The organism is Flavobacterium azooxidireducens, assembly GCF_023195775.1.
Taxonomy (GTDB): Bacteria; Bacteroidota; Bacteroidia; order Flavobacteriales; family Flavobacteriaceae; genus Flavobacterium; species Flavobacterium azooxidireducens.
Window position 1 is genome coordinate 1,704,093 of the sequence record NZ_CP096205.1, and the last position, 14,702, is coordinate 1,718,794.

Annotated in this window: 20 protein-coding genes and 1 tRNA gene; 12 read left to right on the forward strand and 9 right to left on the reverse strand. The window is 35.0% G+C overall.

What is annotated here, in order from left to right; all coding sequences use genetic code 11:
• Positions 1–55: 55 nt before the first annotated feature.
• The 8 genes from M0M57_RS07490 to M0M57_RS07525 all read right to left on the reverse strand — a co-directional run bounded on the left by M0M57_RS07490 (position 56) and on the right by M0M57_RS07525 (position 5,767).
• A complete protein-coding gene (locus M0M57_RS07490) occupies positions 56–1,222 on the reverse strand; it encodes an iron-containing alcohol dehydrogenase (RefSeq protein ID WP_248436563.1) in 1,167 nt (388 codons plus the stop codon).
• 79 nt (positions 1,223–1,301) lie between these two features.
• Positions 1,302–1,682, reverse strand: coding sequence for a carboxypeptidase-like regulatory domain-containing protein (locus M0M57_RS07495; RefSeq protein ID WP_248436564.1), 381 nt, complete (start codon positions 1,680–1,682; stop codon positions 1,302–1,304).
• 17 nt (positions 1,683–1,699) lie between these two features.
• On the reverse strand, positions 1,700–2,281 hold the full coding sequence (gene nadD, locus M0M57_RS07500; RefSeq protein ID WP_248436565.1) for a nicotinate (nicotinamide) nucleotide adenylyltransferase: 582 nt from the start codon (positions 2,279–2,281) through the stop codon (positions 1,700–1,702).
• A gap of 1 nt (position 2,282) precedes the next feature.
• The gene (gmk, locus tag M0M57_RS07505) at positions 2,283–2,861 is read right to left on the reverse strand and encodes a guanylate kinase (protein WP_248436566.1); all 579 of its coding nucleotides are present in this window, start codon (positions 2,859–2,861) and stop codon (positions 2,283–2,285) included.
• The gene (locus M0M57_RS07510; protein ID WP_248436567.1) at positions 2,854–3,564 is read right to left on the reverse strand and encodes a hypothetical protein; all 711 of its coding nucleotides are present in this window, start codon (positions 3,562–3,564) and stop codon (positions 2,854–2,856) included. The genes gmk and M0M57_RS07510 overlap by 8 nt, the downstream gene beginning before the upstream one ends.
• Before the next feature lie 13 nt (positions 3,565–3,577).
• A complete protein-coding gene (locus M0M57_RS07515) occupies positions 3,578–4,438 on the reverse strand; it encodes a YicC/YloC family endoribonuclease (RefSeq protein WP_248436568.1) in 861 nt (286 codons plus the stop codon).
• 92 nt (positions 4,439–4,530) lie between these two features.
• Positions 4,531–5,418 carry a DMT family transporter gene (locus M0M57_RS07520; protein ID WP_248436569.1) on the reverse strand — a complete coding sequence of 296 codons (888 nt, stop codon included), beginning with the start codon at positions 5,416–5,418 and terminating at the stop codon, positions 4,531–4,533.
• The gene (locus M0M57_RS07525) at positions 5,411–5,767 is read right to left on the reverse strand and encodes an arsenate reductase family protein (protein WP_248436570.1); all 357 of its coding nucleotides are present in this window, start codon (positions 5,765–5,767) and stop codon (positions 5,411–5,413) included. The genes M0M57_RS07520 and M0M57_RS07525 overlap by 8 nt, the downstream gene beginning before the upstream one ends.
• 152 nt (positions 5,768–5,919) lie before the next feature.
• Between M0M57_RS07525 and M0M57_RS07530 the strand changes: the two genes are divergently transcribed.
• From M0M57_RS07530 to M0M57_RS07545, 4 genes are all read left to right on the forward strand, one after another.
• Positions 5,920–5,993, forward strand: a tRNA-Ile gene (locus M0M57_RS07530).
• 130 nt (positions 5,994–6,123) lie between these two features.
• Positions 6,124–6,411 carry a helix-turn-helix domain-containing protein gene (locus M0M57_RS07535; protein ID WP_248436571.1) on the forward strand — a complete coding sequence of 96 codons (288 nt, stop codon included), beginning with the start codon at positions 6,124–6,126 and terminating at the stop codon, positions 6,409–6,411.
• A 9-nt stretch (positions 6,412–6,420) separates the two neighbouring features.
• The gene (locus tag M0M57_RS07540) at positions 6,421–7,665 is read left to right on the forward strand and encodes a type II toxin-antitoxin system HipA family toxin (protein ID WP_248436572.1); all 1,245 of its coding nucleotides are present in this window, start codon (positions 6,421–6,423) and stop codon (positions 7,663–7,665) included.
• Positions 7,666–7,901: 236 nt separating this feature from the next.
• Positions 7,902–8,138, forward strand: a complete 237-nt coding sequence (locus tag M0M57_RS07545) for a PID-CTERM protein-sorting domain-containing protein (RefSeq protein WP_248436573.1) — start codon at positions 7,902–7,904, stop codon at positions 8,136–8,138.
• Positions 8,139–8,158: 20 nt separating this feature from the next.
• On the opposite strand, the gene M0M57_RS07550 is transcribed toward M0M57_RS07545, so the two are convergent.
• The gene (locus M0M57_RS07550; protein WP_248436574.1) at positions 8,159–8,749 is read right to left on the reverse strand and encodes a riboflavin synthase; all 591 of its coding nucleotides are present in this window, start codon (positions 8,747–8,749) and stop codon (positions 8,159–8,161) included.
• Positions 8,750–8,807: 58 nt separating this feature from the next.
• Here M0M57_RS07550 and pdxA point away from each other — a divergent pair, with 58 nt between their 5' ends.
• From pdxA to M0M57_RS07590, 8 genes are all read left to right on the forward strand, one after another.
• Positions 8,808–9,857, forward strand: a complete 1,050-nt coding sequence (gene pdxA, locus M0M57_RS07555; RefSeq protein ID WP_248436575.1) for a 4-hydroxythreonine-4-phosphate dehydrogenase PdxA — start codon at positions 8,808–8,810, stop codon at positions 9,855–9,857.
• Positions 9,858–9,941: 84 nt separating this feature from the next.
• The gene (locus tag M0M57_RS07560; protein ID WP_248436576.1) at positions 9,942–10,481 is read left to right on the forward strand and encodes a YceD family protein; all 540 of its coding nucleotides are present in this window, start codon (positions 9,942–9,944) and stop codon (positions 10,479–10,481) included.
• Between the two features lie 9 nt (positions 10,482–10,490).
• A complete protein-coding gene (gene rpmF / locus M0M57_RS07565; protein ID WP_026709628.1) occupies positions 10,491–10,685 on the forward strand; it encodes a 50S ribosomal protein L32 in 195 nt (64 codons plus the stop codon).
• 163 nt (positions 10,686–10,848) lie between these two features.
• Positions 10,849–11,847: a beta-ketoacyl-ACP synthase III gene (locus M0M57_RS07570; RefSeq protein ID WP_248436577.1), complete on the forward strand. Its 999-nt coding sequence runs from the start codon at positions 10,849–10,851 to the stop codon at positions 11,845–11,847.
• Between the two features lie 24 nt (positions 11,848–11,871).
• Positions 11,872–12,366 (forward strand): acetyl-CoA carboxylase biotin carboxyl carrier protein, encoded by a 495-nt coding sequence (accB, locus tag M0M57_RS07575; RefSeq protein WP_248436578.1) that lies wholly within the window; start codon positions 11,872–11,874, stop codon positions 12,364–12,366.
• 96 nt (positions 12,367–12,462) lie between these two features.
• Complete coding sequence (accC, locus tag M0M57_RS07580; RefSeq protein WP_248436579.1) at positions 12,463–13,809, forward strand: acetyl-CoA carboxylase biotin carboxylase subunit; 1,347 nt, start codon at positions 12,463–12,465, stop codon at positions 13,807–13,809.
• A 204-nt stretch (positions 13,810–14,013) separates the two neighbouring features.
• The gene (locus tag M0M57_RS07585; protein WP_248436580.1) at positions 14,014–14,283 is read left to right on the forward strand and encodes a hypothetical protein; all 270 of its coding nucleotides are present in this window, start codon (positions 14,014–14,016) and stop codon (positions 14,281–14,283) included.
• Positions 14,283–14,678 carry a hypothetical protein gene (locus M0M57_RS07590; RefSeq protein WP_248436581.1) on the forward strand — a complete coding sequence of 132 codons (396 nt, stop codon included), beginning with the start codon at positions 14,283–14,285 and terminating at the stop codon, positions 14,676–14,678. Before M0M57_RS07585 ends, M0M57_RS07590 begins: the two co-directional genes overlap by 1 nt.
• Positions 14,679–14,702: the final 24 nt, after the last annotated feature.

The following is a 14,702-nucleotide window of genomic DNA, read 5'->3' on the forward strand; positions in this document are numbered from 1 at the left end:
AGATTTGCATTGATTTTTCTCAGAACCTCAGCATCTCAGAACCTCAGCAACTTTTTTAATAACTCATCTCGACAATTTGTCTCACTTTCTCTAATGTGATATTTTGTTTTTCACCCATGGCTTTCCAGCCTCTTTCTTCAAAACGATCTACGATAAAATCAGCCGATTTTTCATAATCAGATGTGTAATTGGAAAGTTTGGTGTCCATGCCCATTTTATGAAGAAACTCAACCGTTTTTTCAATGGCTTGCGTTGCTTTTTCTTCAATAGATTTGCCATCTACATTCCAAACCCGCTCACCATATTGAGCTAATTTTTCTTTCTTCGTTTCAAATAAAACGCGGTATAAATTTGGACCAATAATTGCCAATGTTCTAGCATGATCAATTTCGTATAAAGCGGTTAATTCGTGTCCAATCATATGGGTTGCCCAATCGCTCGGAACACCTTTCTGTATCAAACCATTTAATGCCATCGTGGCACACCACATAAAGTTGGAAGCCAATTTATAATCCGATGGGTTTTTAACCACATCGGGACCAATTTCAATCAAAGTCTGCAAAATACTTTCGGCAAAACGGTCTTGCAAAAGTGCATCGTGCGGATACGTGAGGTATTGTTCCATCACGTGTGTAAAAGCATCGACAACACCATTTTCCAATTGTCTTTTTGGTAAAGAGGCTACTACAGTTGGATCACAAATTGAAAATTTAGGAAATAAAGCACTTCCACCCAACGTTAATTTTTCCTGAGTAGCTTCGATGGTGACTACCGCACCGGAATTCATTTCGCTTCCTGTGGCAGGTAAGGTTAAAACAGTTCCAAACGGAATGACTTTGGAAACATCTTTAAATAAAACTCGTTTTTTCAAAATCTCAATCGCATCGCCTTCAAAATTCACGGCTCCGGAAATAAATTTCACTCCATCAATCACACTTCCGCCACCAACGGCTAAGATAAAAGTGATTTTTTCGTTGCGAATAATTTCTACCGCTTTCATTAATGTTTCAAAACGAGGATTGGGTTCAATTCCACCAAATTCAACAATTTCAAAACCGGAAAGTGCTGATTTTACTTGGTCGTAAATGCCATTTTTAAAAATACTTCCGCCACCATAAGCCAATAAAATTTTGCTATTTTTCGGAATTAATTCGGATAATTTTGCTATTTGACCTTTACCAAAAATATAATTGGTTGGGTTGTATAAATCGAAGTTTGTCATATCATTTTGTTTTAAATTCTTTATTGAACAAAGTTACAAAAGGATAGGAGGAACAAATGGTAAAGGAGTGTTAAGAGAATTAAATACCGTCAAATTTAGGTTTTATACGTTTTATTTTTTTGCCATTTCTATAAAAAGTCAGTCTTCGTTTTTCAATATTTAATTGAATGAAATCAATATTATTGATGAGGTTAAATGAAATTTGTGGACCAAGAAAACTTAAAACAATTGTTTGATTTTTGTTATGTAATTCTAAAAAAGCTTCGCCATCAAAATTAGTTGTAGTTCCATTTGAAGTTCCTTTTTCATAAATAGAAACACCAGGAAGAGGATTATTTTTGGATTCTTCAACTTTGAATTTGATGATTTCAACTTCTTTTTCTTGAGAAAATGCGTTTATTGAAAGAAATAGAAAAACAATCAGAGATATAGTTTCAATTTCTTTTTTGATATTTTTCATAGAAAATCATTTAAGTTTTACTTCCTATAAAACAAATTATGATCTAAAAAAGCCCACACGTTTTCGGGTAAAACGGCTCTAACATTTTTGCCGTGTTTGATGCTTTCGCGAATAAAGGTAGAAGACAACTCAATCACTGGAGCTCCCACACGATGAATTTTTGGATGATTGATAAACTGTTCATCAATCACACCGGAATTTAATCGTGGATAGACAAAAATGTCATGGTTTTGAAGGATTACTTCGTAATTTTTCCATTTATGAAGCGAATTCAGATTGTCTTCGCCCATAATCAAAGCAAATTCATAGTTAGGATATTTTTCCTGAAGATGAGCTAACGTATTGACGGTATAATTCGGTTGAGGTAATTTGAATTCTATATCGGTTGGTTTTATTTTCGGATAATCTTTTGTTGCCAAATGAACCATTTCCAACCGATGATAATCATCCAACAACGTACTTTTTTGTTTGTGCGGATTGTGTGGCGTAACCACCATCCAAATCTGATCTAAATCGGAATACTCAGCCATGTGATTGGCAATGATTAAATGCCCCACATGAATAGGATTGAAGGTGCCAAAATATAATCCGATTTTCATTTTAATCATTTTGATTTATAAATTGTTTTACCAATTCATATGCTTCCGCTTTCGCGATTTCCAAATCATAATTTTTAATTACTTTATCAAATTGCGGTGCGGTTGCCAATTCAACCGATGCTTTTGCAATACGCATATTGATTTTATCTTCGCTTTCGGTTGAACGCTTTTTTAAACGGATTTTCAACTCGTCAATGCTGGGTGGTTTCACAAAAACAGCTAAGGTTTCGGTTTTGAATTTCGATTTTATTCGCAATCCACCTGCAACATCAATATCGAAAATCACGTTTTTTCCTTTTGCCCAAATGCGTTCGACTTCACTTTTTAATGTTCCGTAGAAATTATCGCGGTACACTTCTTCCCATTCAACAAACTCTTCGGCTTTGATGTGGTTTTTAAATTCTTTAAGCGATATAAAATAATAATCTTTTCCGTGCACTTCTTCTCCTCGTGGTTCTCTTGTTGTACAGGAAACCGAAAATTCCAAATTTAATTCGGGTTGAGCCAACAAATGCCTAACAATTGTGGTTTTTCCCGAGCCGGATGGTGCAGAGAAGACAAGTAGTTTTCCTTTATTCATTGTGTTGTTTCTTTAATGGCAATTTACCAAAAGTCATATCTATGGTTTTTCCTTCTTTTTTAAATTTAACAGATAATTCTCCATTTTTTTCCAAACCCCATTCTTCCAATAAATCGGTATTAACCAATATAATTTCGATCGGAATTGTAGAATTTTTCTTCAAATCATATAACCAATTAATATCTTCTTTCAGTCTTTTTGATGACGTTGAATATTTATTCCAACTTTGAAAAATATAATATTCTGCTGATGGCAAATCGTTGCTGTTTAATGGCTTTCCATTTTTATCAACTAATTTATTTACGAAAGAAGAAAGCGTTGTGGTAGAATCATTAGTGCAAGGAGCATAATTTTCTTCAAAGTTTTTAAACGCACTTGTCATTTGAACTCCCGAACATTCTTCAGTTCCCAGATAACAATATTTTTGACCGTTTTTACTGAACATAAATAAATCCGAATTAAATCCGAAAAGGAAATTTCTGTAAACCGTAGCACTATCTCCAATTTTATCAGCTTTCAAAAAATAAGTAGTTTCATTTTCTTTTATTTCTGATAAATAACTTAAAAGTGATTCTTTGGTTTCTACTTTTGGATTTTTAAAACCTACCAATGTTTTTATTGCACTTCCACAAGAAAATAAGGCTAGTAAGAATAAAATCAAGGCATAACTTTTAAAATCTTTAGAAAATTTAAATAACGGCATCGAGGTAATTATTTTATAAAACGTTCAAAACTTGTTCTTTAATTTTCTCCAATTCATCCTTCATCATCACCACCAATTTTTGCATTTCTGAATGATTGGATTTGGAACCCATTGTATTGATTTCACGACCGATTTCTTGCGTAATAAAACCTAATTTACGTCCGTTAGCTTCAATTCCGGCAATGGTTTCGATGAAATAATTCAGGTGATTTTCTAAGCGAACGCGTTCTTCGGTAATGTCATATTTTTCAAGATAGAAGATCAATTCTTGTTCAAAACGGTTTTCATCTACGTTAGCTTCCAATTCATCTAATGCGGTTCGCAAGCGGTTTTTAACGGTTTCAATTCGTTCAGTGTCCATGCTTACGGCTTGATTCATATACTTTCGAATGTTTTCGATTCGCATAATGAATTCATTTTCCAATGATTTTCCTTCATCCATACGAAAAGAGGCAATGTTTTTCATGGCATCATCCACTACTTTCAGAATTTCATTCCATTCATTTTCATCAATTTCATCGCGTTCTGTTTTTAAGGCATCCGGCATACGAACGGCCATTTTCATCAATTCGGTTTCGTCTGCATTCGGAATCACAGCTTTCATTTGATTGATGTATCCTCTAACAATTGGTACATTGATTTTGGAAGAAGTTTCTTCACCGGTTACTTCAATAAAAATTGAAAAATCGACTTTGCCTCGTTCCAACTTTTGCGAAATCACATTGCGTAAACCCAGCTCCATTTCACGATAAACAGAAGGCATTCGGACATTCAAATCCAAACCTTTGCTGTTTAACGACTTAACTTCTACGGTGATTTTTTTGGTTGAAAGTTGCTTAGACGCTTTTCCAAAACCAGTCATTGATTGTATCATAAATTGTAAAAAATGTTTTCAAAGATAATAAAAAGTGGTCAGTGTTCATTCGAAAAGTATTCAGTGTTTAGTTACTGCTAACTAACTTCTGATTATTGAACGCTCTTCTTCTGTGTTACCAAATAAACTCCCACAAATATTAAGATGGCCGAGCCGATTTTCACCCAACTCAAATCGTCTTTACCTAAACTGATGGCAAAAATAGTTGCAAATAACGGTTGAAGGTAAATAAAAACTGCAACCGTGGTAGGTTTTAATTCTCGCATGGAAACCAAATTCAACAAATAGGTTAAGAAGGTTGAAAAAACGACTACAAAACCAATTTTCCAATAAATATCAGTAGGAACTAATGACCAATTCACAGCATTAAATTCATTCCAACCAAATGGTAAAACCATCAAAAAACCAAAAGAATAAATCCATTTTACAAAAGTGAAAGCATTGTATTTATCCATTAATTTTTTAACGATGATGAGGTAAAAACCATACGATATGGCATTGATAAACACCAACAAATTACCAAGCATTTCATTGGGAGCATTAATCATTGATTTACCGTAAAGTATGAGCGAAACCGTTCCTGCCAAACCTAAAATGATGCCGAAAACTTTTCTTTTTAACATCCGTTCTTTCATAATTATGGCTGAAAGAATAAGCACAATCATGGGTGTTGTAACCATCAAAACTGCTCCCATGATGGGTGAAGTATAACTTAAGCCCTTAAAAAAAGTAAGCATGTTTAACGCCACTCCAAAAAAAGCGGCGGCAACAATTCGAGGGAAATCGGTTAGTGCTATTTTTTCTTTTGGTCCAAAAAAGGAAACCATCCAAAACAATAAAACAGAACCGCCAACACGAAGTAAAATGAAGCCAAAAGGTTCAATAAATTCGGGCATAACGTCTTTGGCAATGGTAAACGTAACACCATAAATAATGGACACCAACATGGCAGCCATTAATGCCCAATGTCTTTTACTCATTTGCTAAAAAATCGATGGCGGCTTGAACGGTTTTGGGACTGTTTCCGATATAAATAGTTTTATCGATTACAATTACCGGACGATTTAAGAACGTGTAATGTTCTAAAATGTATCGTTTGAAGTCAGATTCGGTGAGTTTTTCATCTTTTAGACCCATTTCTTTGTATAATTTAGCTCTTTTGCTAAAAAGGACTTCGTAATTTCCGGATAGTTGATGAAGCTCCTCTAATTGTTTAACGGTTATGGGTTCTTCTTTTATGTCTTGAAAGATAAAATCCTTTGTATTGGGAAGTGATTTGATGATTCTTTTGCAAGTATCACAGGTTTTGAGGTAGAAAATTTTACGCATCACACATTTTTTTGCAAAAGTAAGTACTTTTTGAATATTCTAAATCAATATCTTGAGGAGATGATAAGGTTTGTAATTACTAAAGTCTATAATAAAATCGATTTATATTTTGAGTAAATCAAAAATAGTAGTAATATTGCACTCTCTAAACCGGTCCTATAGCTCAGTTGGTTAGAGCACCTGACTCATAATCAGGTGGTCCCTGGTTCGAGCCCAGGTGGGACCACATTATTTAAAGCATTTACTAAAAAGTAGATGCTTTTTTGTTTTTATACTTTTATCTTACCCTAAAAAAAAATTAAAAATGTATAGTATTATATTCAAAATACATATATTTGTATATAATATTATACTTTATGAATACTAAAAAACAAAAAATATATCCAAAACATCAAAAAATACTCGATACATTAGGTGAGAATATCAAGCTTGCCAGAAAGAGAAGAAAGTTAACTGCTATTCAAGTTGCTGAACGGGCCGATGTATCAAGAATGACTCTTTATGAGATTGAAAAAGGAAATGCAAGAGTTGCAATTGGTGCTTACTTTAATGTTCTAAGAGTTCTTAATCTTGAAAATGATTTTTTAAAATTAGCTTCTGACGATGAACTCGGTAGAAAACTTCAAGATTTGGAACTTCTTTAATCTTAAAAAATGGCAGTAAATAAAACAGATATTTTGGTATATGCTCATTGGCTTGGAATGAATGAGCCTAAATTGATTGGTATTCTTTCAGCACATCAAGGCAAAGGAAGAAAGTCATTTAGTTTTGAGTATGATAAACTTTGGCTCAATTCTGAATCTCGATTCTTATTAGACCCAGACATACAATGGTTTACCGGACAGCAGTTTCCGAACCAAAAAGAAAACTTCGGAATTTTTCTCGATAGTATGCCCGATACTTGGGGACGTACCTTAATGAAAAGACGTGAAGCCCAAATTGCAAAAGAAGCGGGCAAACAAACACCAAACTTATATGATATTGATTATTTGTTAGGCGTGTATGATGAAAGCAGAATGGGAGCCTTGCGATTTAAGCTTGATATAGACGGCCCGTTTCTGGACGATGACAATACGCATCCGACACCGCCAATGTCTTCAATAAGAGAGCTACAACAAGCCGCAGAGCACATTGAAAGCGATAAAGATAATGATGAGATCAAAAAGTGGTTAGCTATTCTAATTGCACCGGGTTCTTCTTTAGGGGGAGCAAGACCAAAAGCAAACCTATTAGACGAAGGTGATTTGTGGATTGCAAAATTTCCTTCTCAAAATGATACAATAGACAAAGGAGCTTGGGAATATCTAACGTATAAACTTGCTATAAATGCCGGCATCAATATGGCAGAGTCAAAAATTGAAAAAATTAGCGGAAAGCATCACACTTTTTTTACGAAGCGATTTGATAGACAAAAAGGCGATCGAATTCATTTCTCATCAGCAATGACAATGACCGGGAATAATGAAGATACAATTAGGGATAATGCCCCAAGCTATTTAGATATTGCTGAATTCATACAATACAATGGTGCAAACATAACCGAAGACCTACATCAATTATGGAGGCGGATAGTATTTAATATTGCGGTCTCAAATACTGACGATCACTTGAGAAATCATGGTTTTTTGTTGACAGACAAAGGCTGGGTTTTATCTCCGGCTTATGATATCAATCCGTCAATTGACAAAAATGGATTAGCATTGAACATTGACATGGATAATAATGCGTTGGATTTTGAATTAGCAAAAAGTGTTGGAGAGTATTTTAAACTAGATAATAATGCAATGAATGTTATTATTGAAGAGGTTTTAAACTCTGTAAATGGTTGGAAAACCGTAGCAAATAAAATTGGGATTTCAAGAGTTGAACAGGAGTTGATGAAAGAGGCATTTAAATAAATTCATTCAAACGAATTATAAATTCTACATCAACAACAAACCAAAACAAAACATTTTACGTTAATATAATTTTGAAATTAAGTAACTTATCAAAAAAAATGTACTTTTGGCGATGATTTATGAATTTTGAAGATTAAGTTAAAAAAAAGAGTAACTTAGTTTTCGTTTTATAGAGATTTTTACTTTATTTGTCAAAATATTTTGTTAAAGAAAAAATTTATTTACATTTACACCCTATGAGAATTGTTCCAAATAAGTTTTTAATTGTCCTTTTAGGATACTTTATTATAGGAATGGTTTCGTCAACATTGCATGCTGCAAATTTAGCTGTTGTTCAAAACCCTCCACCACCAACACCACCTCCACCGGGTTTACCGATTGATGGAGGAGTTGTCCTTTTGTTACTAATAGGTTTAGTGTTTGCTTTTTACAAATACAACCTTAATCAAAACATAAAAAAAACGCTGAAATAATTCAGCGTTTTTTATCTATTTTATTTTCTGAGCTCGTTCAATCGAGAAACATATTTCCCAATTACATCAAATTCTAAATTAATAACAGTGCCTTCTTTTATGGAATGAAAGTTCGTATGTTCATACGTATAAGGAATAATTGCAACACTAAATTCATTTAATTTAGAATTCACAACTGTCAGACTCACACCATTTACAGTAATTGAACCTTTTTCGATAGTTATATTGTTCAAAGTAACATCATATTTAAAAGTATAATACCAACTTCCATTTGCTTCTTTAACATCAACACAAGTTCCGATTTGATCCACATGACCTTGAACAATATGGCCATCAAGCCGATCTCCCAATTTCATTGCTCTTTCTAAATTAACAGCATCTCCTTCTTTCCAAGTACCTAAATTCGTTTTGTCAAGTGTTTCTTTAATGGCCGTAACGGTGTAATTGTCATTTTCAATAGCCACAACAGTTAAACAAACGCCATTATGAGCAACGCTTTGATCAATTTTTAATTCGGAAGTAATGCTGGAAGTAATTGTAAAATGAACATTCTCTTGCTCTTTTTCAATCGATTTTATTCTTCCGAGAGTTTCTATAATACCGGTAAACATTTGTAGTTTTATTTTTGTAAATTTGCACTTCAAAATTAGCAATAAATTACGTCTTGTCATGGTTAAAAAAGCAGAAAATATTCTTGTGGGAATTTCAATCGGAGATTTAAACGGAATTGGAAGCGAAGTCGTTCTCAAAACATTTGAAGATTCCAGAATGTTAGAACTTTGCACACCGGTTATTTTTGCTAATGTTAAAATGTTGTCTTTTCTTAAAAAAAGTTTTGAATCAACAACAACTCTTCACGGAATTGACAATTTAGACCAGATCATCCCCGGCAAAATAAATGTTTTTAATCTTTGGAAAGAAAGTTTTAATTTGGAATATGGTGTTGCGAATGATATTGTTGGGAGTTATGCTGTTAAATCGTTTGTTGCCGCTACAAAAGCATTAAAAGAAGGTGTTGTTGATGTTTTAGTTACGGCACCAATCAATAAATATAACATTCAGTCAGAAGATTTTAAATTTCCGGGTCATACCGATTATTTAAACCAGGAATTAGAAGGCGATGCTTTAATGTTAATGGTAAATGATTCGTTGCGAATTGGATTGTTAACCGATCATATTCCGGTCACAGAAGTTTCTAAGCATTTGACCGAAAAATTAATCAAGAAAAAAATTGAAACTGTAAAGAAAACATTAATCCAAGATTTTAAGATTGGAAAACCCAAAATCGCTGTGTTAGGATTAAATCCGCATTGTGGTGATAATGGTGTAATTGGTAAAGAAGACGATGAGATTATTCGTCCAACCATCAAAAAAATGTTTGACTCCGGAACTTTCGTTTTTGGTCCGTATGCTGCGGATAGTTTCTTCGGAAATAAATCGCACGAAAAATTTGATGCCGTTATTGCTTGTTACCACGACCAAGGGTTAATTCCGTTTAAAACATTATCGTTTGGAAATGGTGTAAATTATACCGCCGGATTAAACAAAATCAGAACGTCACCCGATCACGGAACCGCATTTGAAATTGCCGGAAAAAATCAAGCCGATTTTAATTCGTTCAAAGAAGCGGTTTATTTAGCAATCGACATTTATAATTCCAGAGTTGAATACAACCAAATTACTGAAAAACCCCTGAAAACAAAGGAAAAACAGTTTTAAACAAAAAAATGTTCATAACTGTCTTGCATTTGCGATAATTTTATATCTTTGCAAACCGAATTTTTGGGACAAATTGCTGTTGAGATGAAAGTATCTAATGAATATTTAATCCCATTTATAGGATTAAAGCTAGGAAAACATCAATTTGACTATCAAATAGATAAAACGTTCTTTGATCGCTTCGAATACGATGAATTTGAAAGTTGTAATGTAAAAGTAGATGTTGTTTTAGATAAAAAATCAACAATGCTCGAGTTACATTTTAAACATAAAGGAACTGTTCATGTGCCTTGTGATTTAACCGGAGAGCCATTTGATTTGCCAATAAAAGGTAAAATTAATGTGGTAGTTCAGTTTGGTGATGCTTTTAACAATGAAAATGAAGAATTGCTCATCCTTCCGCACGGCGAACACCAAGTGGATGTGTCACAGTATATTTATGAAATGATTGTGCTTTCAATTCCATTAAAAAGAATTCATCCCGGTGTAAAAGACGGAACATTGAAATCCGAAGCAATCGAAAAATTACAAGAACTGACAGTCAAAGCGAAGAAAGAAGAAACAAAAAGTGAAGAAACTGATCCTAGATGGGATCAATTAAAAAAACTATTAACGGATAAATAATATAGTAAAATGGCACATCCAAAGAGAAAAACCTCGAAAACCAGAAGAGACAAAAGAAGAACTCATTATAAAGCAACTGCAGCTCAAATTGCAACTTGCCCAATTACAGGTGAGGCACATTTATACCACAGAGCGTATTGGCATGAAGGTAAAATGTACTACCGTGGACAAGTAGTAATCGACAAAACTGAAGCTGTTGCTTAGTACTTTCTTATCGTATATAGATAAACTCTCACCTCGTGGGAGTTTTTTTGTTATACCACTATTTTAACATAAATAAGCCATCTCAAAATAATCAAGTTTAGATTTTTTTTTGTAATTTCCACCTCTTTTATCCTTTATGGGAAAAGAAAAACAATCAAACCCTATGAGTAAAACAACAGCCGCCATAACCGCAGTGGGTGCTTATGTTCCAGACTTTGTATTATCTAACCAAGTGCTTGAAACCCTTGTGGATACAAATGACGAATGGATTACATCCAGAACCGGAATAAAGGAAAGAAGATTATTAAAAGAAGAAGGAAAAGGCACTTCCTATTTAGCAATCAAAGCTGCCCAAAATTTAATTGAAAAAAGCAACATCAATCCGGAAGAGATTGATATGGTCATCGTAGCAACCGCTACACCCGATATGCTCGTAGCCTCAACCGGCGTTTATGTAGCTACGCAAATTGGAGCTGTTAATGCTTTTGCGTATGATTTGCAAGCAGCTTGTTCCAGTTTTCTTTTCGGAATGTCAACTGCCGCAGCCTACATTGAATCAGGCAGATATAAAAAAGTACTTTTAATTGGAGCAGACAAAATGTCTTCCATCATAGATTATACCGACCGTGCAACCTGCATTATCTTTGGAGATGGTGCAGGTGCTGTTCTTTTTGAGCCTAACCATGAAGGTCTTGGTCTTCAAGATGAGTTCTTGCGAAGCGATGGAATCGGACGTGAATTTCTAAAAATTGATGCCGGCGGATCTATTCTTCCTCCATCTGAAGAAACAGTGAAAAACAGACAACATTTTGTTTTTCAAGATGGTAAAACCGTATTTAAATATGCCGTTTCCGGAATGGCCGATGTGAGTGAAAAAATCATGCAACGCAATAACCTTACACAAGATGATGTAGATTGGTTAGTTGCACATCAAGCGAATAAACGAATCATCGATGCCACCTCAAGCCGAATGGGAGTTGATGACAGCAAAGTATTAATCAACATTGAAAAATACGGAAATACTACTTCGGCAACATTACCCTTATTATTAAGCGATTTTGAACATAAATTCAAAAAAGGAGACAACCTTATTTTTGCCGCTTTTGGTGGCGGATTTACTTGGGGTTCTATCTTTTTAAAATGGGCATACGATAAAAAATAAAAACTAAACTAAACTAAAAATATCATGGATATTAAAGAAATTCAAAACCTAATTAAATTTGTGGCCAAATCAGGAGCTACCGAAGTAAAATTAGAAATGGACGATTTTAAAATCACCATCAAAACAACAGAAGCAGGTGCTGCAGAAGCATCTTATTTTCAAAATTATCCAAATGCTCAACCTATGCAAATGGTTCCGCAACAACAACAGCAACCACAAGCTCCGGTTCAAGCAGCTCCAGTTGTACCCGTTGCTGTAGAAGCTGATGAAAACTCGAAATATGTAGTGATAAAATCGCCAATGATTGGAACATTATACAGAAAACCGGCTCCGGACAAAGCTCCGTTTGTAGAAGTGGGTGCAACAATTTCAAAGGGTGATCCGGTTTGTGTGATTGAAGCTATGAAATTATTCAATGAAATTGAAGCTGAAATTTCAGGTAAAATCGTGAAGATTTTAGTGGATGATATGTCTCCAGTTGAATTTGACCAACCTTTATTCTTAGTAGATCCATCTTAATTTTAGATTTTTAGATTTTCGGATAATTAGACTAGTAAATGTCTAATGTCTGAAAATCCAACAATCCAATTATCTAATAATCTAAATTAAAAAAAGATGTTTAAAAAAATATTAATTGCCAATCGTGGAGAAATTGCACTTCGTGTGATTAGAACCTGTAAAGAAATGGGCATTAAAACCGTTGCGGTATATTCTACTGCCGACGCTGAAAGTCTTCACGTAAAATTTGCTGATGAAGCTGTTTGTATCGGTCCGCCACCAAGTAATCTGTCATATTTAAAAATGTCAAATATTATTGCGGCGGCTGAAATTACGAATGCTGATGCAATTCATCCGGGTTACGGATTTTTGTCTGAGAATGCAAAATTTTCGAAAATATGTCAGGAACACGGTATCAAATTTATTGGTGCTTCGCCTGAAATGATTGATAGAATGGGTGATAAAGCATCCGCGAAAGCGACTATGAAAGCTGCCGGAGTTCCTTGTGTTCCCGGTTCGGATGGGTTGTTGGAAAGCTACGAACAAGCCGAAAAAATCGCCAAAGAAATGGGTTATCCTGTGATGTTGAAAGCGACGGCCGGTGGTGGTGGAAAAGGAATGCGTGCCGTTTGGAAAAAAGATGAACTGTTGAAAGCTTGGGAAAGTGCTCGTCAAGAATCTGCGGCGGCATTTGGAAATGATGGAATGTATATGGAGAAGTTGATTGAAGAACCTCGCCATATTGAAATACAAGTTGTGGGTGATGCGTACGGAAAAGCGTGTCATTTATCAGAAAGAGATTGTTCGGTGCAACGTCGTCATCAAAAATTGACGGAAGAAACTCCGTCTCCGTTTATGACGGATGAATTACGCCACAAGATGGGTGAAGCGGCAGTAAAAGCGGCTGAATTTATTAAGTATGAAGGAGCGGGAACGGTAGAGTTTTTGGTGGATAAACACCGTAACTTCTACTTTATGGAGATGAACACGCGAATTCAAGTAGAGCATCCTATTACTGAACAAGTGGTGGATTATGATTTGATTCGTGAGCAGATATTAGTGGCTGCAGGTGTGCCAATTTCAGGTAAAAACTATTTGCCGCAATTGCACTCGATTGAATGTAGAATTAATGCGGAAGATCCTTATAATGATTTCCGTCCGTCACCGGGGAAGATTACGGTTCTTCACGCACCGGGTGGACATGGTGTTCGTTTAGATACGCACGTGTATGCCGGTTATACGATTCCGCCGAACTATGATTCGATGATTGCAAAGTTGATTACGACGGCTCAAACGAGAGAAGAAGCCATCAGCAAAATGAAGCGAGCATTGGATGAGTTTTATATTGAAGGAATTAAAACGACGATACCGTTTCACAGACAATTGATGGACGAACCGGATTATGTTGCCGGAAATTATACAACGAAGTTTATGGAGAGTTTTAAAATGAACGATCCGGAATAGATAGAAAGCCTCACTGAAAAGTGGGGCTTTTGTTTTTTTAGGGTGGTGTAGAAATGAAAGGGGTTTGGTGATTGTTGAGGAAAATGTAATATATTTGGTTTTAGGAAAAGACAGGATAAACTTTTTGGAGACACAAACTGTTTTGGGTTTGTAGTGGGATGTTTATTTCGCATATAAAGAAGTTAGCCCTAATTATTAGATGACATGACAGACAACGAAATTAAGGAAATAGAAGACCGCTGTAAACTGACAACACCTGGGCCTTGGAAATCACTAGTTGAGGGGCGTGAGATTGAGAGCGGAGACAGTTTTATAATGACGGGCATTTCTGAAAGCGAAGACATTTGGAGCGACAAAAGAGGTGCAGACATTTATTTGACAGGTGCAACGACTGTCGACCAAGACTTTATTGCACACGCTAGACAAGATATTCCAAAACTAATCACTGAAATTAAGAGACTAAAATCAAAGTAATGCACGAACCATACGAAAAGCGTTTCGGTCATAAAGCAGACTTCAGAGTAAAATATAAGTTTAGAAGTCCTGAAAATGGGGGCAGAAAAACTGGAGAGCCATATCAAGGAATTCGTTCCGACTTTTCATTTGTTGCAGAGACAGAAAACAAAATGTATATGATTTGGCCAGAATTTGAAGACAGTGAAGGAAATGTATTGTTGTATAATGACAAATCAGTTCCCAATCAAGGCACTGCAAGAATGTGGATTATAAACAATGAAATGAGACCTTTACATTGTGACAAAATCAAAATTGGAGTGAAAGGAAATTTTAGAGAGGGAGCAATGTTTTCGGCCGACTGCGAAGTGATAGAAGTTTTAGACTTGAAAAATAACCCGGTAACAAACTTTTAGCAAAAACCAAAAAGTTAACATATA

Bases quoted from the DNA above. Each gene is read 5' to 3' on its own strand.
- gmk (WP_248436566.1), bottom strand. From the start codon at position 2,861: ATGAATAAAGGAAAACTACTTGTCTTCTCTGCACCATCCGGCTCGGGA.
- nadD (WP_248436565.1), bottom strand. From the start codon at position 2,281: ATGAAAATCGGATTATATTTTGGCACCTTCAATCCTATTCATGTGGGG.
- M0M57_RS07545 (WP_248436573.1), top strand. From the start codon at position 7,902: ATGAGAATTGTTCCAAATAAGTTTTTAATTGTCCTTTTAGGATACTTT.
- M0M57_RS07515 (WP_248436568.1), bottom strand. From the start codon at position 4,438: ATGATACAATCAATGACTGGTTTTGGAAAAGCGTCTAAGCAACTTTCA.
- M0M57_RS07570 (WP_248436577.1), top strand. From the start codon at position 10,849: ATGAGTAAAACAACAGCCGCCATAACCGCAGTGGGTGCTTATGTTCCA.
- M0M57_RS07525 (WP_248436570.1), bottom strand. From the start codon at position 5,767: ATGCGTAAAATTTTCTACCTCAAAACCTGTGATACTTGCAAAAGAATC.
- accB (WP_248436578.1), top strand. From the start codon at position 11,872: ATGGATATTAAAGAAATTCAAAACCTAATTAAATTTGTGGCCAAATCA.
- M0M57_RS07540 (WP_248436572.1), top strand. From the start codon at position 6,421: ATGGCAGTAAATAAAACAGATATTTTGGTATATGCTCATTGGCTTGGA.
- pdxA (WP_248436575.1), top strand. From the start codon at position 8,808: ATGGTTAAAAAAGCAGAAAATATTCTTGTGGGAATTTCAATCGGAGAT.
- M0M57_RS07520 (WP_248436569.1), bottom strand. From the start codon at position 5,418: ATGAGTAAAAGACATTGGGCATTAATGGCTGCCATGTTGGTGTCCATT.
- M0M57_RS07510 (WP_248436567.1), bottom strand. From the start codon at position 3,564: ATGCCGTTATTTAAATTTTCTAAAGATTTTAAAAGTTATGCCTTGATT.
- M0M57_RS07590 (WP_248436581.1), top strand. From the start codon at position 14,283: ATGCACGAACCATACGAAAAGCGTTTCGGTCATAAAGCAGACTTCAGA.
- M0M57_RS07550 (WP_248436574.1), bottom strand. From the start codon at position 8,749: ATGTTTACCGGTATTATAGAAACTCTCGGAAGAATAAAATCGATTGAA.
- M0M57_RS07490 (WP_248436563.1), bottom strand. From the start codon at position 1,222: ATGACAAACTTCGATTTATACAACCCAACCAATTATATTTTTGGTAAA.
- accC (WP_248436579.1), top strand. From the start codon at position 12,463: ATGTTTAAAAAAATATTAATTGCCAATCGTGGAGAAATTGCACTTCGT.
- rpmF (WP_026709628.1), top strand. From the start codon at position 10,491: ATGGCACATCCAAAGAGAAAAACCTCGAAAACCAGAAGAGACAAAAGA.
- M0M57_RS07560 (WP_248436576.1), top strand. From the start codon at position 9,942: ATGAAAGTATCTAATGAATATTTAATCCCATTTATAGGATTAAAGCTA.
- M0M57_RS07535 (WP_248436571.1), top strand. From the start codon at position 6,124: ATGAATACTAAAAAACAAAAAATATATCCAAAACATCAAAAAATACTC.
- M0M57_RS07585 (WP_248436580.1), top strand. From the start codon at position 14,014: ATGACAGACAACGAAATTAAGGAAATAGAAGACCGCTGTAAACTGACA.
- M0M57_RS07495 (WP_248436564.1), bottom strand. From the start codon at position 1,682: ATGAAAAATATCAAAAAAGAAATTGAAACTATATCTCTGATTGTTTTT.